The 23175-nt window shown below is 33.9% G+C and carries 25 protein-coding genes; 13 read left to right on the top strand and 12 right to left on the bottom strand.

What is annotated here, in order from left to right:
- Positions 1-15: 15 nt before the first annotated feature.
- Complete coding sequence (locus tag CD036_RS09595; protein WP_002510103.1) at positions 16-552, bottom strand: hypothetical protein; 537 nt, start codon at positions 550-552, stop codon at positions 16-18.
- 242 nt (positions 553-794) lie between these two features.
- Between CD036_RS09595 and CD036_RS09590 the strand changes: the two genes are divergently transcribed.
- The 3 genes from CD036_RS09590 (at position 795) to CD036_RS09580 (ending at position 2695) form a co-directional block, all read left to right on the top strand.
- Complete coding sequence (locus CD036_RS09590; protein ID WP_002510102.1) at positions 795-1709, top strand: bile acid:sodium symporter family protein; 915 nt, start codon at positions 795-797, stop codon at positions 1707-1709.
- Positions 1710-1853: 144 nt separating this feature from the next.
- A complete protein-coding gene (locus tag CD036_RS09585) occupies positions 1854-2489 on the top strand; it encodes an HAD-IA family hydrolase (protein ID WP_103388522.1) in 636 nt (211 codons plus the stop codon).
- Between the two features lie 14 nt (positions 2490-2503).
- On the top strand, positions 2504-2695 hold the full coding sequence (locus CD036_RS09580) for a hypothetical protein (protein ID WP_002510100.1): 192 nt from the start codon (positions 2504-2506) through the stop codon (positions 2693-2695).
- A 130-nt stretch (positions 2696-2825) separates the two neighbouring features.
- Here CD036_RS09580 and CD036_RS09575 read toward each other — a convergent pair whose 3' ends face one another.
- Together CD036_RS09575 and CD036_RS09570 are read right to left on the bottom strand one after the other, a co-directional pair.
- Positions 2826-3011 (bottom strand): hypothetical protein, encoded by a 186-nt coding sequence (locus CD036_RS09575; protein ID WP_002510099.1) that lies wholly within the window; start codon positions 3009-3011, stop codon positions 2826-2828.
- Positions 3008-3367, bottom strand: a complete 360-nt coding sequence (locus CD036_RS09570) for a hypothetical protein (RefSeq protein ID WP_002510098.1) — start codon at positions 3365-3367, stop codon at positions 3008-3010. Before CD036_RS09570 ends, CD036_RS09575 begins: the two co-directional genes overlap by 4 nt.
- A 288-nt stretch (positions 3368-3655) precedes the next feature.
- Between CD036_RS09570 and CD036_RS09565 the strand changes: the two genes are divergently transcribed.
- The 3 genes from CD036_RS09565 to CD036_RS13405 all read left to right on the top strand — a co-directional run bounded on the left by CD036_RS09565 (position 3656) and on the right by CD036_RS13405 (position 6987).
- Positions 3656-5032, top strand: coding sequence for an amino acid permease (locus CD036_RS09565; protein WP_021459699.1), 1377 nt, complete (start codon positions 3656-3658; stop codon positions 5030-5032).
- A 227-nt stretch (positions 5033-5259) separates the two neighbouring features.
- Positions 5260-6675 (top strand): alkaline phosphatase, encoded by a 1416-nt coding sequence (locus CD036_RS09560; RefSeq protein ID WP_021459698.1) that lies wholly within the window; start codon positions 5260-5262, stop codon positions 6673-6675.
- A gap of 186 nt (positions 6676-6861) precedes the next feature.
- Positions 6862-6987 carry a transposase gene (locus CD036_RS13405; RefSeq protein ID WP_107376767.1) on the top strand — a complete coding sequence of 42 codons (126 nt, stop codon included), beginning with the start codon at positions 6862-6864 and terminating at the stop codon, positions 6985-6987.
- A 138-nt stretch (positions 6988-7125) separates the two neighbouring features.
- Here CD036_RS13405 and CD036_RS09555 read toward each other — a convergent pair whose 3' ends face one another.
- The 6 genes from CD036_RS09555 to CD036_RS09530 all read right to left on the bottom strand — a co-directional run bounded on the left by CD036_RS09555 (position 7126) and on the right by CD036_RS09530 (position 12696).
- Entirely contained in the window at positions 7126-8001 is an 876-nt protein-coding gene (locus tag CD036_RS09555; protein ID WP_002510095.1) for a MurR/RpiR family transcriptional regulator, read from the bottom strand.
- Between the two features lie 2 nt (positions 8002-8003).
- A complete protein-coding gene (locus CD036_RS09550) occupies positions 8004-9434 on the bottom strand; it encodes a PTS transporter subunit EIIC (RefSeq protein WP_002510094.1) in 1431 nt (476 codons plus the stop codon).
- Between the two features lie 22 nt (positions 9435-9456).
- The gene (gene murQ / locus CD036_RS09545; protein WP_002510093.1) at positions 9457-10344 is read right to left on the bottom strand and encodes an N-acetylmuramic acid 6-phosphate etherase; all 888 of its coding nucleotides are present in this window, start codon (positions 10342-10344) and stop codon (positions 9457-9459) included.
- Positions 10325-11392, bottom strand: a complete 1068-nt coding sequence (locus CD036_RS09540) for a MupG family TIM beta-alpha barrel fold protein (protein ID WP_103388521.1) — start codon at positions 11390-11392, stop codon at positions 10325-10327. The genes murQ and CD036_RS09540 overlap by 20 nt, the downstream gene beginning before the upstream one ends.
- A 98-nt stretch (positions 11393-11490) precedes the next feature.
- On the bottom strand, positions 11491-11817 hold the full coding sequence (locus tag CD036_RS09535; protein WP_103388520.1) for a hypothetical protein: 327 nt from the start codon (positions 11815-11817) through the stop codon (positions 11491-11493).
- Positions 11818-12000: 183 nt separating this feature from the next.
- Positions 12001-12696 carry a helix-turn-helix transcriptional regulator gene (locus CD036_RS09530; protein ID WP_103388519.1) on the bottom strand — a complete coding sequence of 232 codons (696 nt, stop codon included), beginning with the start codon at positions 12694-12696 and terminating at the stop codon, positions 12001-12003.
- 408 nt (positions 12697-13104) lie between these two features.
- Here CD036_RS09530 and CD036_RS09525 point away from each other — a divergent pair, with 408 nt between their 5' ends.
- From CD036_RS09525 to CD036_RS09495, 7 genes are all read left to right on the top strand, one after another.
- Positions 13105-13899 (top strand): inositol monophosphatase family protein, encoded by a 795-nt coding sequence (locus tag CD036_RS09525; protein ID WP_021459693.1) that lies wholly within the window; start codon positions 13105-13107, stop codon positions 13897-13899.
- A gap of 145 nt (positions 13900-14044) precedes the next feature.
- Positions 14045-14971, top strand: a complete 927-nt coding sequence (locus CD036_RS09520) for an LCP family glycopolymer transferase (RefSeq protein ID WP_002510088.1) — start codon at positions 14045-14047, stop codon at positions 14969-14971.
- Positions 14972-15308: 337 nt separating this feature from the next.
- On the top strand, positions 15309-18263 hold the full coding sequence (fdhF, locus tag CD036_RS09515) for a formate dehydrogenase subunit alpha (protein WP_103388518.1): 2955 nt from the start codon (positions 15309-15311) through the stop codon (positions 18261-18263).
- A complete protein-coding gene (locus CD036_RS09510; protein ID WP_002510085.1) occupies positions 18263-18730 on the top strand; it encodes a helical membrane plugin domain-containing protein in 468 nt (155 codons plus the stop codon). Before fdhF ends, CD036_RS09510 begins: the two co-directional genes overlap by 1 nt.
- 288 nt (positions 18731-19018) lie before the next feature.
- Positions 19019-19237: a hypothetical protein gene (locus tag CD036_RS09505; RefSeq protein WP_021459691.1), complete on the top strand. Its 219-nt coding sequence runs from the start codon at positions 19019-19021 to the stop codon at positions 19235-19237.
- Between the two features lie 27 nt (positions 19238-19264).
- Positions 19265-20041 (top strand): N-acetylglucosaminidase, encoded by a 777-nt coding sequence (locus CD036_RS09500; RefSeq protein WP_002510083.1) that lies wholly within the window; start codon positions 19265-19267, stop codon positions 20039-20041.
- A 103-nt stretch (positions 20042-20144) separates the two neighbouring features.
- Positions 20145-21269 carry an FAD-dependent monooxygenase gene (locus CD036_RS09495; protein ID WP_021459689.1) on the top strand — a complete coding sequence of 375 codons (1125 nt, stop codon included), beginning with the start codon at positions 20145-20147 and terminating at the stop codon, positions 21267-21269.
- 58 nt (positions 21270-21327) lie between these two features.
- Here CD036_RS09495 and CD036_RS09490 read toward each other — a convergent pair whose 3' ends face one another.
- The 3 genes from CD036_RS09490 to CD036_RS09480 form a co-directional block, all read right to left on the bottom strand.
- Positions 21328-22284 (bottom strand): 2-hydroxyacid dehydrogenase family protein, encoded by a 957-nt coding sequence (locus tag CD036_RS09490; protein ID WP_002510080.1) that lies wholly within the window; start codon positions 22282-22284, stop codon positions 21328-21330.
- Between the two features lie 61 nt (positions 22285-22345).
- Positions 22346-22660, bottom strand: a complete 315-nt coding sequence (locus CD036_RS09485; RefSeq protein ID WP_103388517.1) for a DMT family transporter — start codon at positions 22658-22660, stop codon at positions 22346-22348.
- Positions 22660-22983 carry a DMT family transporter gene (locus CD036_RS09480; protein WP_002510078.1) on the bottom strand — a complete coding sequence of 108 codons (324 nt, stop codon included), beginning with the start codon at positions 22981-22983 and terminating at the stop codon, positions 22660-22662. The genes CD036_RS09485 and CD036_RS09480 overlap by 1 nt, the downstream gene beginning before the upstream one ends.
- Between the last annotated feature and the right edge of the window lie 192 nt (positions 22984-23175).

Raw genomic sequence — 23175 nt, 5'->3', positions numbered from 1 at the left:
AATAAACGTAAATTATTACGATATATGTGATTTCATTTTGTGTGCAACGCGTGGAAAATAAATTGCTTTAAGTATATCAATATTACGGATAGCAATGTGATAAATAATTTTTGAAAATGTATCAGCAGAACAGTGTAAGTTAATGCGATTTTTTGTGAATGTATAGGATAGAGCTTCTGTATTGTCTAACACGTTAATAATATCTATAACTTTATCTTTGATGAATGCATCATTTAAACCATCAATTTGTAATTCAAAGCGCTTTGAAGATAATGGCAATTGAGTTGAATCGAATAATGTATCGAGTTCTGATGAAGTTAAAATTTGAAAGATTGTGTAGTTGTGCAGACTGAGATAAGTGATAACATATGGTAACTGTTGCTTCGGTAAAATAATTTCTACTGTGTAAATTGAGTTATTCTTTTTTATTGAGTGTTGTATGGACTTACAAAAAGTAATCTGGCGCAATAATTTTAATAACTTATTACGTTGTTTGCGCTTTGTTAATTCCCCAATATTTAAGATATAAGTCTCAGTTTTATCTATAAACATCAAAACCCTCCGAACTGAAAAATAATATATGAAGTGTAATTAGCATAATATTTTAATGGAGTTTTATTTTTTACCCATTTCTAATTCTATTAAATTGTACCACTCTTTTTTCTTTCTGACACTAGGTCTTTGGAATGAACAATATAAATCTAAATCTTTGCAATTTTCTGAAAACGTATTGTGCTAAATTCTAAAATGTGATACATTTTTCTTTATTACTATTAAAAGGGAAGTGTTGAATGATGTTAACAAAGGTAAGTAGATTCGCAACCAACACATTCTTGTTCTGGATGTTACTCGCTGCCATTATAGGTTTTGTCTTTCCAGCGCAATTAGCGACAGTGAGTCAATTTGTACCTTATTTATTAGGGATTGTTATGTTGGGGATGGGGTTAACTATTGACCCTAAAGATTTTAAAATTATTTTTCAAGCACCGCGTGCTGTTATTATAGGCGTCATACTGCAGTATACAATTATGCCCATAACTGCATTTGCCATTGCTAAAATATTTAATTTACCACCTGAGATAGCTATCGGCGTCATTTTAGTAGGATGTTGTCCGGGGGGGACTTCGAGTAATGTTATGAGTTATTTAGCGAATGCCAATGTAGCATTATCAGTAGCGATAACAAGTGTCTCTACATTATTAGCACCCATTATCACACCAGCTTTAATCTTTCTATTTGCTAATCAATGGTTAGAGGTTTCATTTGGAAGTATGTTGTGGTCAGTGGTACAAGTAGTATTAATACCTATTATTATTGGTTTTGTTTTACAGAAACTATTTAAGAATCTTGCTACAACTACTGCTACTGCATTACCCATTGTCTCTGTGGTAGCCATTTCGCTTATTTTGGCCTCTGTTGTCGGTGGCAGTAAATCACAAATATTACAAACTGGCTTACTGATTTTTGGAGTAGTTATACTGCATAATATTATTGGCTATGCTTTAGGTTATACATTTGCTAAACTATTTAAATTAGATAGAGCTGATAAAAAGGCAGTATCGATTGAAGTAGGTATGCAAAATTCTGGATTAGCTGTATCTCTGGCAACAGTCCATTTTAATCCGTTAGCAGCAGTACCTGGAGCGGTATTTAGTTTGATACATAATATATCGGGTCCTATTTTAGCTAGATATTGGTCTAAAAAATAACTAAGTGACTTTATACTAAAATAATGTATGTTTGTGAGACGCTTTTTACTTAATAGGGAGAGAGCGTCTTTCGTTTTGCTAGAGTGTTACAAAATAAAATATGATAGACTAAATTAAGAAACATATCATTAAGGAGGTATGACCATGTATAAAGCTGTAGTATTTGATTTTGATGGCACAATTATAGATACTGAGAAACATTTATTTACAATTATTAATAAACACTTATTAGCACATGAATGTACACCTTTATCACTTGATTACTATAGGTCTTCTATAGGCGGTGCAGCTACTGAATTACATGACTACTTAGAGAAGGAATTAGGTAAAGAGGCTAAAGAGGCAATCTACACAGACCACAATCGTACGAGTGTCGATCTACCTATCGATGACGAGATTGAACAACTAATGATCTTTTTAAAACAACATCATATTCCAATGGCAATTGCTACTAGTAGTTATCGCGCGGATATTCAACCAACATTCGATAAGCTAGGTTTAGAGCAGTATATAGATGTGATAGTAGGGCGAGAAGACGTTGCAGAAGTTAAGCCTAATCCTGAATTATATTTAACTGCAGTACAACGTTTAAATTATAACCCTGTGAACTGTTTAGCAATAGAGGATTCCGTTAATGGTGCAACTGCAGCAGTTACAGCTGGATTAGATGTCGTTGTAAATACGAATGATATGACAGTAGCACAAAATTTTAGTTCAGTCCCATTCATCGGTAAAAATGTAACCGCACGTGAAATTATTGCTGATTATTTTACTAAATAAGAAGGTACGTCATTATGAATTTATATATTTTACTTTTGTTTTTAGGAGGTCCATTAATACTTGCTATCGGTAATTTAGTGTTGGGCCCAATTTTTAACAAAACAATACCATTTCATATTCAAGTGAGATCATTTTTTATAGGTTCAGTTGTATATCTATTAGGTGCAACTGCATTGTATTATTTGATATTGCAATATCAGTTTTAATCATAAGCGACCATTGTTAACGAGACAACTAGTATTCAATCGTTGATACAACAGTGACACATAAATAAAAGCAACCCAATTGCTAAATAATTTAGAAATTCGGTCGCTTAATAGACATGTATATTTTTAGTTACTTAAAAAATTGAAAAGCTAACGTTACAATTACTAGGACCAGTAAAATTGCATCTATGCCAATCATAATTGCAAATCTAGGATTTTTTTCACCAGTTTGCTTACTGTTTTTAACTGCTTTGAGGTTAGGAATGAGACTCACAATTAATAAAATGATAATAACGATACCTAAAAAGATACTCACTTCGAATCACCTCCGTTACGCTTTGATTCGATAAAGACCCAAATATAACCAGCAATTACGCCTATAAGCAAGCCTGCTATGATACCAATTTTGATAGCTCCAAACAGACTACTTATTAAAATACTAAGCAACATTGCAATGGGTATGGTTGTACCAAATTTGAACTTTAATTCAGGTGTATGCATCATAGAAAATAATGTGAAGTATAAAATTGCTAGCACACATGTTGCTAATATTGATTTACCTATAAGTGGCGCTACATTGACATTTTGAGAGCCAAAGTAATTCAAAAAGAAAAATAGTAAACCAAAAACGATTGATGTATATATTGTACGGCGTAGTAATTGTTTATTCATAAGGGACTCCTTTAAGTTAAAGCTAAATTGAATTATAACATATCATATTTAAGTGCAAGTGTATTGTGTAATGCGACTGTGCGTTGATTATTACATTTTGTAAGAATCCAATAATTAAAAAAATACATTTTGCAATTATTGTAAAAATATTATAGAATAAATAGCGGGAAATGAAAACGCTTTCATATACAAAAAATATTGTTTAAATTTTTAGAATTTATAGTATAATAGCGACATGCATAGGTGTTGTTTCTCACTTATATTTGAAAGAGATGGGGTTTAAATAAAATGAATGAAGAACATGAATTACATAGGGGGCTAAGTGCGCGTCAAATTAGAATGATTGCACTTGGTGGAACTATAGGTGTTGGACTATTTATGGGGGCTACAAGTACAATTAAATGGACGGGACCTTCAGTAATATTTGCATATTTAATTGCAGGTATCTTTTTATTTTTAGTAATGAGAGCTATGGGTGAGATGGTTTATCTATATCCAACTACAGGTTCCTTTGCAAACTTTGCGAGTGATTACATACATCCGGTCGCAGGTTATTTGACTGCTTGGAGTAACATTTTCCAATGGGTAGTCGTCGGGATGAGTGAAGTTATAGCTGTAGGACAATATATGAATTATTGGTTCCCGGATTTACCACAGTGGATTCCTGGAGTCATTGTCGTAGCATTGTTATTATGCGCAAATTTAGTTTCGGTTAAAGCTTTTGGTGAATTTGAGTTTTGGTTTGCAATGATTAAGGTAGTAACAATAATTCTTATGATTATTGCAGGTTTCGGCATTATCTTCTTTGGTTTAGGTAATGGTGGCGAAGCGATTGGCTTATCTAATTTATGGGCTAATGGTGGGTTCTTCCCAAATGGATGGCTTGGATTCTTCTTTGCATTATCTATCGTTATCGGTTCATACCAAGGTGTAGAATTAATTGGTATTACTGCTGGTGAAACAAAAGATCCACAAAAAAATATTAAAAGCGCTGTAAACGGTGTAATTTGGCGTATACTTATTTTCTATGTTGGTGCTATCTTTGTTATTGTAACTGTTTATCCTTGGGATGAACTTGGTAATCTAGGAAGTCCTTTCGTAGCAACATTCGCTAAAGTAGGTATTACTATTGCAGCTGGTTTAATTAACTTTGTTGTATTAACTGCAGCGATGTCAGGTTGTAACTCTGGTATATTCAGTGCTAGTCGTATGGCGTATACATTAGCACAGCGCGGTCAAATGCCTAAGATTTTCTTGAAAGTAATGAAAAATGGTGTGCCTGTTTATACTGTAACAGCAATTGCTATCGGTATTTTAATTGGTGCATTACTTAACGTAATCTTGCCAATGTTTATCGAAGGTGCAGATAGTATTTTTGTTTATGTATATAGTGCATCAATCTTACCAGGTATGGTACCTTGGTTTATGATATTAATCAGCCATTTACGCTTCCGTAAAGGGAACCCTGCTTTATTAGAAGGCCATCCTTTCAAAATGCCTGGAGGCGCGTTATCAAATTATATAACAATGGCATTTTTAATTATTGTACTTATCGGTATGTTATTTAATAAAGAAACAGTTGTTTCAGTAGTAATTGGTATTATTTTCTTAGCGTTTATGACAACTTTCTATTTTGTGAAAGGTTATCATAAACAACAAGATTAAATTTAATAATTTTCTCGTTTGTACTTTAAGACTACTTTAAAGGCGAACTATGAAATTAAAAACAAGTGAGTTGATAAATCGAAGTAATGCTTCGATTTATCGCTCACTTGTTTACATTAAACCGTCTTATTTACACAAACTTAATGTTATCTCAATAGTATCTCAAAAAAAGTTTATTAAAATAAACCATAGATTAACAAATACATATCCTAAAGGAGTTTTTTAGCATGAATATGTGGAAGAAAATTGCGACATTATCGTTAGCGACTTCTATAGCTGCTAGTTCTATTGGAACGTCTTCAATCTCTCAAGCGTCAAGTAAAGAATCAGCAAAAAACAAAGACGAAGTATCATACGTTGGGAACACTAAAAATCCTAAAAACGTGATTTTCCTAGTGGGCGATGGCATGGGACCTTCGTATAATGCAGCATATCGTTATTTTGCAGATGACCCAAATACAAAAGAGATGGACAAAACAGCTTTTGATGAACATTTAGTCGGTACACAACGTACAAATCCCAATGATCCAAAAGAAAATGTTACTGACTCCGCAGCAGGTGCTACAGCATTCAGTTCTGGTCATAAAACATTTAATGGTGCTATTGGAGTAGATGCCAATAAGCAAAAAGTTAAAACTGTATTAGAACAGGCTAAAGAAAATGGTAAATCAACTGGATTGGTGTCAACTGCTGAAATTACAGATGCTACACCGGCAGCTTATGCTTCTCACGTAGATGATCGTGATAAAAAAGACGAAATCGCACAACAATTTTATAATGATAAAATAAATGGTGAACATAAAGTAGATGTCTTACTAGGTGGTGGCTCAGAATACTTTGGTAAAGATAACGGTGATTTAACTAAGAAATTTAAAAAAGATGGTTATGATATTGTTAAAAACAAAAATGACTTGAAGAACTCTAAAGGAGATCAAGTATTAGGATTGTTTGCTAAAAATGATATGCCATTAAACATAGATGCACCTAATAAAAATCCAGAACTTGTAGATATGGAAAAAAGTGCATTAGACCGTTTATCTAAAAATGATAAAGGTTTCTTCTTAATGGTTGAAGGTGCTTCAATTGATAAAGCAGGACATCCTAATGATGTTACAGGTGTAATGTCAGAAATGGGCGGATTTGAAAAAGCATTTAAACATGCAACCGAATATGCCAAATCTAACCCTGATACACTTGTCGTAGCTACAGCTGACCACTCTACTGGTGGCATGTCAATCGCTAAGGGCGAAGATTATGAATGGAATCCAGATGCGATTCATAGTATGAAGCATTCTGGTAAATATATGACAGAACAAATTGCAGATGGTAAAAATCCAGAAAAAGTAATTAATGAAGGTTACGGCTTCGATATTTCTAAAGATAACATGTCGGATATTAAAGAAGAAGCTGAAAATATGAAAGGGTTAAAAGAAGACGATTCTGAATACGAAGATCAATTACAAAAATTACAGGACGCGATTCAAAAACCTATCAATGATAAATCTAATACTGGTTGGACAACTTATGGGCATACTGGTGAAGATGTAAATACCTATGCAATGGGTCAAGGTTCAGAAAAATTCAAAGGTAATATTGATAATACAGACAATGCCAAAAATATTTTTGAATTCTTCCAACAATAAACAATGAAGTAATAAAAGCAAAGTGCTAATTACAGCACTTTGCTTTTATTTTGTTGGCAGTTTTTTGTGCACGCTTTCCGCGATCACTGCCTTAGCCTGTAGTCTTCGGCTAGTGCTATTCCCGCAGGAGTCCGCCCAAATCACTGCCAATAATATATAAATTATGCACTCCAACAATAGAAAAAAATCAGTGATGCAAAAAAGCAACATGGTCGGAAAGGGAAACGATACAGAGGAATTATAAAAGTTTCCATGGATACTACACTAATTTGTGGAATCATGAATCTTAAAAAATGGCAATGTGGTTATTAAAAGGAGTGGTAATGCTCTGAAAGACTACTGGTATTTAATAAAATCATCCAATAGATATAAATAGAGGAACCTTAGTCACGTTCACCTAAAGTTTGTCTACATTTTGAAAGCAAAGTGCTTATTACAGCACTTTGCTTTTTAATGTTTGAATTTAATTTTTGAGATATGTTTATGATAATTATTAAGTGCCATTTTTGACTGTGTTATAGCATCTAAAACTTCATTATAATTCAAAGCGATAAAGCGATAATATAATATATCTACAGTGAATAATTGGGCAAATAATGAAGTAGTAGCAGCCATACGTAATTCATTTTCATCGGTTGTACCATAGATGATTGTAAAATTAGCATGTGAAGCAATGTAATTATTATAAGAGCTTGTTATTGTAATAATATTAATATGATAATCATTGGCGACTTTAATCATTGCTTGTAACTCACTATGATTACCTTGATTGGTAATAAAAATAATACAGTCTTGTTCACCGTGTGTTGCGAGTGTAGTCATAAACAAATGTGTTTCTTTAATTAATCTGACCGGCAATCCAATTCGCGAAAACTTTTGAAACAAATCTTCTGCTGTAATGGAAGAAGCACCATAACCAAACAAAAAGATTGTCTTAGCATGTTTTAATGCATAGCAGACTTGATCAACGATATTGGCGTTAATATGTTGTGCTGCAGCGTGCATTGTACTTGTTGCGCGCGAAATCATTTTATTGGTGAGTGTTTCTACTGATTCTCCAGCTTTCAGTTCGATATGATGATTACTCATATTATCAGTAGGTAAGTATCTAGAAATAGCAATTTTTAAGTCTTGAAACCCCTGAGTAGACATTTTCTTACTAAATCTTACGATGGAAGCGGTGCTTGTATTTACAGTTTCCGCTAAATCTTGTACTGACATGGAAATAATGTGTTGCGGTGATTGTAAAATATAGTCTGCAATTTTCTTCTCGCTTTTGGTTAATTCAAAATATTTGTTATCGATTTGATGGAAAATATTTGTCATAATTAATCACCTAAATGGTCAGATTCTCGCATAGCTTTTGTCGTTCCGAGTAAATAAGTGAAAACAAATCCACCTAAATAAGCAGCGAGTAAACCAGCTATATAGCCTAAATACATGTGATCAGAAATGAGTGGTAATAATGAGATACCACTAGGTCCAATAGCGGTAGAACCAATATGTCCGATGCCACCTATGACAGCACCACCAATACCGCCTCCTATACATGCTGTAAAGAAAGGTCTACCTAGTGGTAATGTAACACCATATATTAAAGGTTCTCCGATACCTAAAAATCCAACTGGTAGTGCACCTTTCAATGTATTGCGTAATGTTTGATTTTTGCGACATCTTACCCATAATGCTAAGGCAGCACCTACTTGACCGGCACCAGCCATTGCTGCTATTGGTAATAAATAAGTTGCGCCAGTTTGGTTAATCATTTCAATATGAATAGGGGTGAAGATATGATGTAAACCGAGCATCACAAGTGGTAGGAAAAAGGCACCTATGATAAATCCACTGAAAATACCACCTATACCAATAATCCAATTAATAACAAAAACTAAACCAGATGAAATAAAGCCAGCCAGTGGCATTATGATAAAGATTGTTAATAGACCAATAATAAATAATGTAACAGTTGGTGTCACTATAATATCGACTGCATTTGGTACGATTTTATGCAATCTTTTTTCTACTATACTGAGTAACCATACAGCGAAGATAACTCCAATAATACCACCTTGTCCTGCTTGTAGTGGCTCTCCGGTAAAAATGTTAGTAATCATATTTTTATCGGTTAGTCCTGTTAGCAATGTAGTACCACCGATTACACCACCAAGACCAGGAGTTGCGCCAAATTCTTTTGCTGCATTAATACCGGTGAATATCGCTAAGTAAGCTAACATACCATCTTTAATGACATTGAAAACTGTCACAAGTTGTGTTATCCAATCACCTGAAATTTGACCAGCTTGCATTAAATTACTTAGAACAGCGGCTATACCACCAATTAAACCTGCCCCAATAAATGCTGGTATTAAAGGTATAAATATATTAGCAATAGTTTTGAGGAGTTTGTTGAATTTACCACGCTTTTGTTTTTGTTGATATGATTCCTTATTGATCTTTGCTTTTGCTTCAGCTGCAGCTTTATAATCGTGCGGTATCGTGTCACCTAATGGCACACCACTCTTAGCTGCCATTTCGTTAGCTACTTTATTTACGGTTCCTGGACCGACAATGACTTGGATGCGGTCATCATGAACAACTCCCATTACACCATCAATTGCTTTTAAATTATCGAATTCTACTTTACTTTCGTCATGAACTTTTATACGTATGCGCGTCATACAATTAATTATGTTGTCTATATTTTCCATACCACCGACGTTATCAATAATTGAATGCGCTAATTTTTTTTCATTTGCCATACTATCACCCGCTTTGTTTAATTTATGATTGTATTGCTTGTTTAATTACACCGTTATGTGCACTTAATTTCGCTTCAGCTGCAGATTTATCTATATTACATAAATGCATTACTACTGCTACTTTTAAATTTTGATTAGCTTTGTCGTATAGTTGCTGTGCTTGTGTTGAATTAATATCACAAATATCTTGAATGATACCGATTGCTCTGTGTACAAGCTTTTCATTTGTTGGTCGAACATCAATCATTAAATTATCATAGACTTTACCACAACGTACCATCGTAATCGTGGAAATCATATTCAATATTAACTTTTGTGCAGTTCCAGATTTTAAGCGTGTAGAACCAGTTAATACCTCGGGACCAACATTAACTTCTAGGGGATAATCAGCGTGTTTACTAATTTCACTTGCTGTATTACAAGAAATTGCTACGGTTTGTGCGCCTATAGATTGTGCATATTGCAAGCCGCCTATAACATACGGTGTTCTACCACTTGCTGCAATACCAATGACGACATCCATTGAAGTTAAAGCTAAATCTTTTAAATCTGTTGCTCCTAATGTCTCGTTATCTTCGGAACCTTCAATTGCAGTTGTCATAGCTTTTTCGCCACCTGCGATAAGTCCGATGATGTCAGTAGGTTCAGTGTTGAAAGTAGGAACGCATTCTGCAGCATCTAATACACCTAATCTGCCACTTGTGCCAGCGCCCATATAAATTAATCTTCCTCCTTTACTAAATTGTGTTGCCGTCAAGTTGATAATGTTACTGAGCGTCGGGATAACTTGTTTGATTGCTTGAGGTACACGTTGATCTTCTTCATTCATAATAGTTAGTGCATCTTCAATGCTCATTTCATCTAAGTGCATCGTAGCTTCATTTCTATTTTCAGTCGTTAAATGTTTCATTGTCTGCAACTCCTTTTTGAAATTCAAATGTATCATTTGGCTTTATCAATGGTATGAGAGGGTGATCTGCTGCAGAGATACGTGCCACGCAATTCACATGTGGATGTTTTGGTAAATCTTCTTTGATAATTTGCAATTCACCTTCATAACGCCCATTTAAATGATTATCTAATGTTATGTCACCGAACACTCTGTTTAAATTATTATTAGGTGCTATTTGCTGAGATTTGTACAATCGAGCTTCTTGCGAGCGTATAGCACTTTCTGGATTATCTGGCCGTGCAGTATGCGATTGAAATAAAATGTCTTCGCTATATGGTTCAATATGGGCAAGCGACAAGATAAAATGACGGTCATGTAACAGTTTTATTAATCTTTCTGCATGATGATTGACTAATGATGTATCTCCAATGATGACACCATCAATACCTGTATCGATTAGGTTTTGTGCACTACATAACGGATGAGTCCATCTCGTTTTTTCAATTGTAGGTAACCCTTTGTGTAAAGGACTACGTTTTTCTGTACCGGCGATAAATCCAAAAATTTCTGCACTTGGATTAAATGTTTTAATAAGTGAATTTTGTGCGGTTACAAACTGTGAACTTAAACCAGTATCTGGACGTGGATAATAATTATGACAATAACTAATTGCTTTGAAGTTAACGACATGGTTGGAAAGGTGAACAAGCAAGGTTGCATCAATTGTGCTGGCATTTAGACAACATTCAAAGTTATGGCGAATGATCTCGTTGACAGTGGTTAATGATGTTTCTGTGTCAATGCGTATTAAAAAACGAGAATTTTGATATTGATGCAATAAGTCATAGAGTTGTTGATTGAGTAACGTAGGTTGTACATCGATAATGTAAGTAATTGAACAATCTTGTAAGTGAGACAATAATTGTTGTAAATATATTAGTTTAGTAGTTTCATCTTCTTCAGGAATTTGAATAGAAGTGAAGATAGTATCATAGCCTAGGCTAATCAAATTATCTATGTAACGTTGATTGATAGGCTGTCCTAAATAAACAGAGAAACCATGCATAGCTATCCCTCCTGATATTTGTAATCGCTTACATTATATTATATTTGAAAATATATTACAATATGAATAATAAACTCATTTCAATATGTAACAATATTTCAGAAATGCGCAAATTGTTCGTAGAGTTTATATACACATATTTGATAATTATCAATATAACTATAAGTATTACCAACAGTCAGTAGGGAAATGGGATTTTGTTGTAAGTCAGTTATCATGTGGAGGTAATTTCGGATGAGTGGGCATTGGTTTGATTGAAAATGAATTGTGGCATAATTATATGCTTGATTAATAAATTGTTGGAGTTCTGTTTGAGTAATTATTATATCTGTATCTTCCATTACTAGTTTATATTTAAAAAGTTCTAATAAAGTGAGTAGGTGCTTGAGTTGATTCTTAATATGACTGTAAACTTGTTTTGACATGAGGCACTCCTTATGAAAATGTAATGAAGTGTTTAAAAGTAAGAAGTATAACTGAAGAAGTGGAAAGGATTGATAATATAAATAAACTAAAGACGCATATTTACATTATCAATCAGATGGATGTTGATTTGGTGTGCAAATATGCGACTTTACTAATAACTAGCGTTTAGCTATATTATGAATTTACATTTCAGCTGGGTTTAAAAACTCTTTATAATTTTTAATTGATATATCATGTGTTTTGATCTTTTTTTCAAAAGAGTATGCGATATCTTGAATAGCAACAATTGGAATTTCATTTGTACGGCCAGATCCTATTTCAAAGACAATCGCTTTCCATAGGCCTTGTTCGCACAGTAATCCAATAAAAATGACATTTTCTGTCTGCGTATGCTCATTAGAATGTGAGTATTCCATTGCCATAACATTACGTTCGGTACAATAAATTAGTAAATCAGAAAATAAGGTTGGTAATATTTCGTGATGTTGGTCATCAAATTTAATGTAACGGTCTAATTTTTTTAAAGTTTTACGCAATTTATTATATGGTAAATTTAAGCATTTTTTTATAATTGCATGAATTTCTTCTTTATATGGAAGAGATGAAATAGATTGGCTTTCATTTAATACTAAAAATAATGCAGAAAGTTGACTTTCTGTAAGTTCAATGGCGTAATTTTGCTGTGCTTCTTGTAACTGGTAACCACCCAATTTACCATGTTTAGCTAATATTTTGACACCTTGGTCTTCTAAATCTTGAATATCTCTTAAGATTGTCCGCTTTGAGACGTCCAAATGTTTAGCTAAATCAGATGCAGAAATTTGTTTATTATGATGAATGGCATTAACAATCTTATTTTGTCGCTCACGCTTATTCATAGAAAGTCACCTCCCATTGATTACATATTACATTTATTATAGCATAAATACGATGGTGACGACATTCTTAGGCATTTTACAAAAAAGTTACAAATAAATTTTTAGAAAACGCTTACATTTTACGAAAGGTTATGTTAATATATAGACAGTAACAAAAGGGGATAACGATTTAGATTGCAAAGGGGTAGGCTATTACATATAGTTTTTGTTACATATCTAATCGCGCAAGTTACTATTCAAACATCTTCAATATTTATTACTTACTTTCCTTTCTAATGCCGACTAGTATTGCTAGTCGGTTTTTTTGTTTCTACTTTAGCAAACTAAGCTATAAGCATATCAGTCATCTGTGGTAGAATAGAGAAAATTATACATAACTAAAATAGTGAATTACGAGAGGTGTATTTTATGAATAAAGAACAACTAATCGAACTAGATAATGCAATTAGGTCGTGGTTATTAACGTTAGATCAAGTGATACCAAATTTAGTTGGAGAGATGGAAACATCAACAAAACGCAATAGATTTGATTTAGTGACAAATGTTGATAAAACAATTCAACTACAATTCCAACAATTTTTAAATGATAACTATCCTGACCATCAATTATTAGCAGAAGAAAAATCGAATGACGAAGTAACTCCAAAAGAGGGACATGTATGGATTATGGATCCGATTGATGGCACAACAAACTTGGTAAAGCAGCAAGAGGATTATTGTATTATATTAGGTTATTTCGTTGATGGCGTGCCAACATTATCTTACATATATGATTATCCACATCAACAGTTACATAAAGCAGTAAGAGGTTATGGAGCTTATACCAATGGTGAACCTATTACACCACCAGAAACAATGGACTTGGCAGATGCAATTATTTCATTCAATTCACAAGTAATGAATAATGACACGATTAATGATTTATACGATGCTGCTTTTAGTTATCGTTTTATCGGTTCATGTGGGCTTGATTCAGTAAGAGTGATACAAGGACAATTTGGTGCACATATCAATACCAATCCTAAACCATGGGATATAGCTGCACAGTTTTTATTCGCAGAGGAACTTGGTTTGACAATGACAACATTAAGCAATACACATTTAGATTATGCTACAAGTGGCCCATTTATTATTAGTAATCCAGGGTGCCATGAGGAAATATTGCAAATAATAAATAGTGGAAATGGATATGCGAAATATTAAATTTCTGTAAATATAAATAGGTCTTAAGCACTATGTCAAGGGACATGGTTTACTATATAATAATTCATTGAATGAACTTAAACTCATAGAATAGAGAATTGGAGTGATACAATTGAGCCGCTCGGAATATAAAAGAAGTAAAAAAATGGGGTTGCCTACAAAAATACTGTTATGGTTGATCGGTATTTTAGTTATTTTAGCCATAGTAGCAGTTATTTATTTAGCTTTTAAAATCTTTTCGGTAGGAAATTCAATTCATAACCCATTAGATAGAAACAAATCAGAATTAAGAGATAAAAAGGTAAATTTAAATAATGGTGATCCATTTACAATTGCACTATTAGGTGTAGATTCAGATGCTGAAAGAAATGCTAATGGTGGTGGGCAGAGAAGTGATTCTATAATGGTCATTTCGATGAATCCAGACAAAAAAACATCAGAAATAGTAAGTATTCCAAGAGATACGCAAGCTGAAATTGTTGGCCACGGATCTACAGAGAAAATCAACCATGCGCATGCCTATGGCGGGCCAGATATGGCTGTGAAATCACTTGAAAAATTATTAGATGTGCCAATTGATCACTATGCCACAATTGATATGGATGGTATGAAAGATATGATTGATACACTTGGCGGTATAGATGTTGTGAGTAATGCAACATTTAGTTATAATGGTGCTTCATTTGTAGAAGGTGAGAAATCGCATATGGATGGTGAGCAAGCAATGGCCTTCATTAGAAGTAGAAAAGAAAGCGGTGCTGGTGGCGATTTCGGTAGACAAGAACGTCAACAGCTAGTCATGCAAGGTATTGCGAATAAATTGACAAGCACTAAATCTATTACACACTTTAACGGTATCATGGATCATATTAAAGATAATGTGACGACTGATTTATCACTAGGCGATTTAACAAAAATTAGAAGTAAGTATAAAGATGCAAATGAAACAGTTAATAGAAATCAATTAGATGGACAAGGTGGTATTCAAGATGATGGATTGTATTATTTTATACCAAGTGAAAGTTCATTAAGCGATATTCAAAATAAAATTAAAGATAATTTAGAAATTTAACACCGAGAGGCTGGGACGTCATTGATTTGTCCCAGTCTCATTTCATATTGTCAGTAGTTGAAGGCGCTTCAAATCAAGTTTTGTTCAGTTCTAGTTATCCTTGGCGGAGTGTTACGACGAAATCTTTTTAATAAAATTAGATTTCTATCACACTCCGTTTTTTAGTGTTTTGAAATTATAAATTAAGGAATATAATAGAAAGCCTTAACATTTTGAGCAGTAAGATTTACAATTAAAGCAATGCTACTTTTGGAAGCGTGGGGCTTCTAAGACTAGCAAGTGAATCACCATAGATATAAAGAATAATGGGCAATAATAATATTGAAGGGGTGATTTAATGCAGGAGCATTTAATCGTGACGTTAGATGGTAAGGACTATCTTGCTGAACCAGGTACTAATTTACTTGAGTTTATCAAGGGTCAAGAAACATTTGTACCATCGATTTGTTATAACGAATCGTTAGGTCCAATTCAAACTTGTGATACATGTACAGTTGAAATCGACGGTAAAATTGAACGCGCATGTAGTACAGTTATAAATCGGCCTATGGTTGTCGATACGCAAAATAATAAAGTTCAAGACAGTCAAAAAGAAGCGTTAGACCGTATATTAGAAAAACACCAATTATATTGTACAGTTTGTGACTACAATAATGGTGATTGTGAAATTCATAATACAATGGATCAATGGGGCTTAGAACATCAAACCTATGAATATAAAGACAAACCATATGAAAAAGATTATGGACCATTTTATCGCTATGACCCAAATCAATGTATATTATGTGGGCGTTGTGTAGAAGTTTGTCAAGACGTGCAAGTCAATGAAACGTTAACAATTGATTGGGAACGTCAAGAACCACGTGTTATTTGGGATAATGATGTCTCAATTAATGAATCATCATGTGTTGGATGTGGTCAATGTGCCACTGTATGTCCATGTAATGCCATGATGGAAGTGGATATGGAAGGTAATGCTGGCTATATGACTGACTTAGAACCAGGTTCATTAGCAGCAATGATTGACTTGACGAAAAAAGCAGAACCAGGATACGGTCCGCTATTTGCAGTTTCAGATTCTGAAGCGGCAATGCGAGAAGAGCGTATCGAAAAAACTAAAACAGTATGTACATACTGTGGTGTAGGATGTTCGTTCGATGTTTGGACAAAAGATAGAGAAGTTATAAAAGTCCAACCACAACCAGAATCACCTGCTAACAAAATTTCGAGCTGTGTAAAAGGTAAGTTCGGTTGGGATTATATCGATTCAGAAGAACGTTTAACTAAACCATTGCTTCGTAAAGGTGATGCTTTTGAAGAAGTTGAATGGGATGAAGCGTTAAAAGTTGTAGCTGATAACTTTACAAAAGTTAAAGCTGACAAAGGCGCAGATGGACTAGCATTTATATCTTCATCTAAAGCGACTAATGAAGAGTCCTATTTAATGCAAAAATTAGCGAGACAAGTTATTGGAACAAATAATGTCGATAACTGTTCTCGTTATTGTCAAGCACCTGCAACAAAAGGTTTATTTAGAACTGTAGGACACGGAGGAGATTCCGGTTCTATAGAAGATTTAGAGCAAGCGAGTATGGTCGTACTTATCGGAACAAATACAGCCGAAGCACATCCGGTTATTGCTTCCAGAATTAAACGCGGTCATAAGCTTTATAATAATACACTTAACGTATTTGATATTAGAAAGCATGAAATGGCAGAACGTGCTGATAATTTCTACCAACCTAAACCAGGTACAGATTTAGTATGGATATCAGCAGTAACAAAATATATTATTGATCACAATCTACATGACCAAGCATTTATTGATGAATGGGTAGATCATTTTGAGGAATATTATAACTCACTAGCACTATTTACTATGGAATTTGCTGAAGAAACAACTGGTATTCCGAAAGAAGATTTAATTGATTTTGCGCATCAAATGGCAGCAGCTGAATCTGTGTCTATTTGTTGGGCTATGGGTGTGACACAACAAGACATTGGTAGTGACACATCTACTTCAATTTCCAATCTGTTACTAGCTACTGGGAACTACAGAAGACCTGGTACAGGTGCTTATCCATTACGTGGTCATAACAATGTTCAAGGTTGTAGTGATATGGGAAGTATGCCTGATCAATTCCCAGGTTATCAAAAGGTAGCAGATGATGATATTCGTGCTAAATTTGAACGTGAATATGGCGAAGCTTTACCAGCTGAACCCGGTAAAGACAATCACCAAATGATGGAAGGTATCCATAACGGAGAAATTGATTCACTATATCTTTATGGTGAAGATACAGGTATTGTAGATTCTAATATTAACTTTGTACAAGCGGCATTGGAAAAAGTAGGATTCTTAGTAGTACAAGATGAATTCTTCACTTTCACAGCTTCTTATGCAGACGTGATATTACCTGCAAGTCCTTCATTAGAAAAAACAGGTACGTTTACTAACACTGAACGTCGAATCCAACGTTTATATCAAGCATTAGAACCTAAAGGAGAATCAAAACCAGATTGGCAAATTATCCAAGCTGTAGCTCAAACATTAGGCTATGAGTGGAATTATACACATCCAAGTCAAATTATGGATGAAATCGCTAGATTAACACCATCTTATTCAGGTGTGAATTATGAGCGTTTAGCAGGTTATAATAGCTTGCAATGGCCAGTTGCAGAAGATGGCACTGATGAACCGACATTATATTTAAATGGCTTTAACTTTGACAATAAAAAGGCTAAATTCTTCCCACTGACTTTTGATAACTTCTTTAAACAAAACGATGTTTATGATTTGCATGTGAATAATGGTAGATTGTTAGAACACTTCCATGAAGGCAATATGACATATAAAGTGCCTGGATTAGAATATAAAATGCCAAATGCATTTGTTGAGGTATCACCAGAGCTTGCAGAGGACAGAGGTATACATGAAGGTGCCGAAGTAAAATTAATCTCTGACACTGGAGAGGCGGAATTGGTCGTTCATGTAACAGATCGCGTTAAAGGCAAAGAAATATATATTCCATTAAATAATAATGCGATGAAACACGGTGATCATGGCGCAATTAACTTACTAACTAATAGTGACGTTGATAAAGATACAGATACGCCGTCATACAAACGTACAAGTTGTCGTATGGAAGTGAAAACGAGAAGAGGTAAATCACCTTTAAATCCAACGAATTTCCGTGTCGACAAACATCGTAAGCCACAATATAGTGTCCAAGTAGAAAATAAATGGGCACGTGAAGATTATGTCTTTCCAGGAAATCAGGTGGATAAATAATGGCTGAGAGAATTACTAAAATTAACCGTATTCAAAAAACAGACGAACAAATCAAACAGGAAAGCTTAGATGAAGTGACTACAGCAATTGCAGAAAATAAAGAAAGCATTTTAAAAGCTATTAATATAATTAGCACTTTGGATGATGCCAAGTTACTAGATGCACTATCAGGTGCAGTCAAAGGTCGCGGCGTCATTGCTAATAAATTTGCAGTTGAGCTAAATAAAGACCAATATTCTGGCTTAATTTCAAATATGGCATCACTAGTATTTTTATTAGGTGATTTAGACGTTGATGATTTAAGCACTACACTTAATAAAGTCAATAAAGGTCTGCGTGTAGCTAATCAAGCCAATCCAAATCAAAAAACATCCATTACAGGATTGATGGGTATTTTAAAAGATGATGAAATGAATCGTAGCTTGACGTACATGTTGAACCTCTTAAAAGGTATGTCGAGAGGTTAATATTATTTAGCCATCATACAACTTATAGGAGCCGGGACACTAATTATGTCCCGGTTCTTTTTGTGTTTGCTTAAATTTTAAAAGTGAAATTTAACTGTCTATTAACATAAGTGATTAGTTATTGTTAATGTATGCCAATTATAAAACCTTGGGTATGAACGTTTGTTGTAAAGAATTGTGCTATAGCTTTCAACTGAAAATATGATACAATTTTGAAAGTTAGAAGTATATAGTTAAACTGATTCAGTTGGGAGTGAGTCGCATATTAATGTGAAGATGATAAAAGTAATGGCAATATGTTCTAATATCTTTTTAGTATTAGGGATTATATTCTTAGTTATGATGAATTTTATTATGGCTATCACTATGTTTGCAGTTTCATTAGCGATTAGCTTAGTCATATTTAATTCAATGTTTAGAGATCGTACGGCAATGAAAATAATTATTAATGTATCATTTGCTATTGTGGTCTTAGCAGTGATTCTTGCTTATTATGTATTAACCTAATTAAATGCTACAAGGAGTTTTTAGAGCATGAATGAAAAAGTGAAGCAGCGATTGCCTATGATTTTCTTGACTATAATTTTAGTGATATTTGCCATTTTACTTATTATTAATGAAACAGAGTTATTTGAAAATAAACAAAAATATACATTTGATGAAGCTGTTAATCGACAGTTAGCTGAAGGAACATTGAATATGAAAGAAGAGAATCAACAATTCGTTGATGCTTCTAGAGCAGAAGTAGCAGAAGCAATGAAAATTGAAAATAGCAATGATGATTTAAATCATATGGACATTTCAGAACCTGTATACTTATCAGAAAAAGAAGTGAATCAGATATTACGTGATAAGGGTGTTTTTAAAGATAAAGGGAAAGCATTTCTAGAAGCACAGGAAAAACATGATGTAAATGTTATTTATTTAATAAGTCATGCATTAGTAGAAACGGGTAATGGTAAGTCGAACTTAGCGAAGGGCATTAAAGATAATGGTAAACATTACTATAATTTCTTTGGCATTGGTGCATTCGATGAAGCGGCCGTCCAGACAGGTAGTAGTTTTGCCAAACAGCAAAAATGGGACTCGCCTGAAAAAGCAATTGAAGGAGGCGCTAAGTTTGTACGTGGTAATTATTTTGATAAAGACCAAATATCATTGTATCAAATGCGCTGGAATCCCGAAAACCCAGGAAAACATCAATATGCTAGTGATATAGAATGGGATGAAAATATTGCTCGAATTATGAAACGTTACTATGATAAACTAGGTATTAAGAAAGACGATATTAGTAAGCATTATTATAAATAAAATATATAGAATAAGGGATGACGTTGTGCGTATACAGTCGCGTTATTCCCTTTTTCATGTTGATATCAGAGGCTTACAATTTTAGATATGAGGTGCAAATAAAGTGAAAATAGCAGTAGTAGGTGCAGGAATCGGTGGTCTAACCGTGGCTGCATTATTACAAGAACATGGACATGAAGTAAAAGTATTTGAAAAAAATCAGGAACTTAGTGAAGTAGGTGCAGGAATCGGTATCGGCGGTAATGTCATAGATAAATTGCATAACCACGATTTAGCAAAAGGCATTAAAAATGCAGGACAAATTATCGATACACTAGCAATAGCGGATAATTCTGGCACAGCTTTATCAAAAATAAAATTGAAACGAAATACTATAAATTTAACGTTAGAACGTCAAAGTTTATTAGAAACAATTCAATCGTACGTGCAATCGTCTTCTATTTATACAGGATATCAAGTACTTAGCATTGAAAATGAGGCTAATAAAGTAACAGTTCATTTTGAAAAACACGAGGCAGAAACATTTGACCTTTGTATCGGTGCAGATGGGCTTCACTCAAGTGTTAGAGCTAGTGTAGCACCTAATACTAAAGTCAATTACCAAGGTTATACAGTGTTCAGAGGTTTAGTCAATGATGTGCAATTAAAAGATGCTAATACTGCGACAGAATATTGGTCGAAACAAGGTAGAGTTGGCATTGTGCCATTATTGAATAATAAAGTATATTGGTTTATTGCCATTAATGCTAAAATCCACAACACTGAATATCAAACGTATGGTAAACCACATTTACAAGCACGTTTTAATAATTTTCCTAATGAAGTAAGGGAAGTATTAGATAAACAAAGTGAGACAGGAATCTTATTGCATAATATTTATGATTTGAAACCTCTCAAAACCTTTGTGTACAACCGTACAGTATTGTTAGGTGATGCAGCACATGCGACTACGCCAAATTTAGGACAGGGTGCAGGGCAAGCGATGGAAGATGCTATCGTTTTGGCTAACTGTTTAGAAACTTATGATTTTGATCAAGCATTGGAAAGATATGATAAATTACGTGTGAAACATACGAAAAAAATCATTAAAAAGTCACGTAAAATAGGAAAAGTGGCACAATCTACGCAACGTTTATTTATCAAAGTAAGAAATGCTATTGCCAAACGTATACCTAATAGTTTATTAGCAAGACAAACAAAGTTCATTTATAAAACAAAAGATAAATAATATGACATATATAAAGAGACTAGGACGAACCAATTTTGTCCTAGTCTCTTTTCATATTTTATTTATTTACAATATATTGTGGTTGCTCACCTGTTAATTTAAGAATCGTATCATTAGCGACTATTTTCGACATCATATCACGTGATTCAAATGTGGCATTACCGATATGAGGGGTAATTACGACATTGTCTAATGTTTTAAGTTCGTCGTTAATTTTAGGTTCAAATTCAAAGACATCTAGTGCGGCGCCTTCAATGTCTTTAGCTTTCAGTGCATCGACTAATGCTTGCTCATTTACGATAGGGCCACGTGCAGCATTAATTAAATAACTTGTAGATTTCATTTGTTTGAATTGTGGTGTATCTATCATGTGATGTAATTGTGGGCTATACGCAGCATTGATTGTTACAAAATCAGCATTGGCTAACAATGTATCTAAGTCAACATATTTTGCACCGATTTCTTTTTCTTTATCAGGTTTTTGGTTAGGACCAGTATATAGAACATCCATATCGAATGCTTTAGCTCTTCGTGCGACGGCGCTACCAATTTCACCTAATCCTATAATACCTATAGTCTTGCCTGATACTTCACGCCCTCTAAAGAAGAGTGGTGCCCAGCCATCGAAGCCTGTAGTGCGACATAATCTATCACCTTCTGCGATTCTACGTGCTGTTGCTAATACTAAAGCAAAGGTTAATTCCGCAGTTGAATTAGTAGAAGCTTTTGGAGTGTTAGTAACATCAATATTCAATTGACGTGCGTAATCAACATCGACATTATTAAAGCCAGCTCCATAATTTGCGATAATTTGTAACTTACTACCAGCATCAATAATATTTTTATCTACATTTGTAGATAATAAACTGATGAGTGCATCAGCATCTTTGACACCTTCTTTTAATGTTTGTTGATCAATAAGGCCTTCACCTTCATACATTTCAACATCAAATTGAGCTTTAAGTAAATTAAGCCCAGCTTCAGGTATTGCTCCTGCGATAAATACTTTTGTCATATGTATCACTTCCTTTAAAATAAGTATATTAAAGAATAGCATAAGTAACAAATGGAAACGCTTAGCTAATCATTTTTAGTCCAATTACGGCAACGATAATCATGCCGATATAGAAAACGCGTTTTTTATTTTTTGACTCATTATAAAACAACATCCCAACTACAGTGCCACCACCTGTACCCATACCACTCCATATAGCATAAGCAGTGCCCATGGGAATGCCATTCATCGCCAGTTTTAAAGTACTAAAACTACAAATAAATGCAATTGCTAAACACACGACTAACCATTTATTTTTAGTTCTAGTTATTTCATTTAATAAAATAACACCCATTATTTCTAAACAACCAGCTATTAATAAAATTAGCCATGCCATTATGTTTCACCTTCTTCTTCTGTTGAAAGTTTTAACCCAATAATACCTATGATTAAAATAATAATGAACACCATTTTTGTGAAATTAAATGGATTATTAAATAACACCATTTCGACAAGTACAGTACCAACAGTACCTAGGCCAACAAAAATGGCGTATACTGTCCCAACTGGCAAACTTTTGCAAGCTGAGATTACCAAATAAAAGCTTAAGCCAATAAATAATATGACGATAATCCAAGCAAAAGTTGAGTCAGCAATATTAAGTCCTGTTACCCAAATTACTTCTATGATACCTGCTAAGATAACTTTTAACCATTGCATGTTTGCATCTCCCTTTTAGTAATAAACCACTCCATTTTCTCAAATTTTAAATAGAAGTGCAAAGTGCCCATTCAGTTAGTAAATGCATATATTGTAGTAATCAAAGGGAGTGGGACAGAAATCTGATTTTGAAAAAATGATTTCGTTGTCCCACCCCGGCAAGGATGACTAGCATTGAAGCAAAGCTTGGTT

It is taken from the genome of Staphylococcus arlettae (genome assembly GCF_002902345.1).
GTDB lineage: Bacteria > Bacillota > Bacilli > Staphylococcales > Staphylococcaceae > Staphylococcus > Staphylococcus arlettae.
This window is presented reverse-complemented; position numbering and strand designations above follow the sequence as displayed.

Excerpts from the sequence above, each read along its gene's own strand:
- CD036_RS09525 (WP_021459693.1), top strand. The coding sequence starts at position 13,105 with ATGAATAAAGAACAACTAATCGAACTAGATAATGCAATTAGGTCGTGG.
- CD036_RS09555 (WP_002510095.1), bottom strand. The coding sequence starts at position 8,001 with ATGACAAATATTTTCCATCAAATCGATAACAAATATTTTGAATTAACC.
- CD036_RS09540 (WP_103388521.1), bottom strand. The coding sequence starts at position 11,392 with ATGCATGGTTTCTCTGTTTATTTAGGACAGCCTATCAATCAACGTTAC.
- CD036_RS09580 (WP_002510100.1), top strand. The coding sequence starts at position 2,504 with ATGAATTTATATATTTTACTTTTGTTTTTAGGAGGTCCATTAATACTT.
- fdhF (WP_103388518.1), top strand. The coding sequence starts at position 15,309 with ATGCAGGAGCATTTAATCGTGACGTTAGATGGTAAGGACTATCTTGCT.
- murQ (WP_002510093.1), bottom strand. The coding sequence starts at position 10,344 with ATGAAACATTTAACGACTGAAAATAGAAATGAAGCTACGATGCACTTA.
- CD036_RS09590 (WP_002510102.1), top strand. The coding sequence starts at position 795 with ATGTTAACAAAGGTAAGTAGATTCGCAACCAACACATTCTTGTTCTGG.
- CD036_RS09490 (WP_002510080.1), bottom strand. The coding sequence starts at position 22,284 with ATGACAAAAGTATTTATCGCAGGAGCAATACCTGAAGCTGGGCTTAAT.
- CD036_RS09500 (WP_002510083.1), top strand. The coding sequence starts at position 19,265 with ATGAATGAAAAAGTGAAGCAGCGATTGCCTATGATTTTCTTGACTATA.
- CD036_RS09585 (WP_103388522.1), top strand. The coding sequence starts at position 1,854 with ATGTATAAAGCTGTAGTATTTGATTTTGATGGCACAATTATAGATACT.
- CD036_RS09520 (WP_002510088.1), top strand. The coding sequence starts at position 14,045 with ATGGGGTTGCCTACAAAAATACTGTTATGGTTGATCGGTATTTTAGTT.
- CD036_RS09560 (WP_021459698.1), top strand. The coding sequence starts at position 5,260 with ATGAATATGTGGAAGAAAATTGCGACATTATCGTTAGCGACTTCTATA.
- CD036_RS09485 (WP_103388517.1), bottom strand. The coding sequence starts at position 22,660 with ATGGCATGGCTAATTTTATTAATAGCTGGTTGTTTAGAAATAATGGGT.
- CD036_RS09535 (WP_103388520.1), bottom strand. The coding sequence starts at position 11,817 with ATGTCAAAACAAGTTTACAGTCATATTAAGAATCAACTCAAGCACCTA.
- CD036_RS09550 (WP_002510094.1), bottom strand. The coding sequence starts at position 9,434 with ATGGCAAATGAAAAAAAATTAGCGCATTCAATTATTGATAACGTCGGT.
- CD036_RS09505 (WP_021459691.1), top strand. The coding sequence starts at position 19,019 with ATGGCAATATGTTCTAATATCTTTTTAGTATTAGGGATTATATTCTTA.
- CD036_RS09530 (WP_103388519.1), bottom strand. The coding sequence starts at position 12,696 with ATGAATAAGCGTGAGCGACAAAATAAGATTGTTAATGCCATTCATCAT.
- CD036_RS09570 (WP_002510098.1), bottom strand. The coding sequence starts at position 3,367 with ATGAATAAACAATTACTACGCCGTACAATATATACATCAATCGTTTTT.
- CD036_RS09510 (WP_002510085.1), top strand. The coding sequence starts at position 18,263 with ATGGCTGAGAGAATTACTAAAATTAACCGTATTCAAAAAACAGACGAA.
- CD036_RS09480 (WP_002510078.1), bottom strand. The coding sequence starts at position 22,983 with ATGCAATGGTTAAAAGTTATCTTAGCAGGTATCATAGAAGTAATTTGG.
- CD036_RS09595 (WP_002510103.1), bottom strand. The coding sequence starts at position 552 with ATGTTTATAGATAAAACTGAGACTTATATCTTAAATATTGGGGAATTA.
- CD036_RS09565 (WP_021459699.1), top strand. The coding sequence starts at position 3,656 with ATGAATGAAGAACATGAATTACATAGGGGGCTAAGTGCGCGTCAAATT.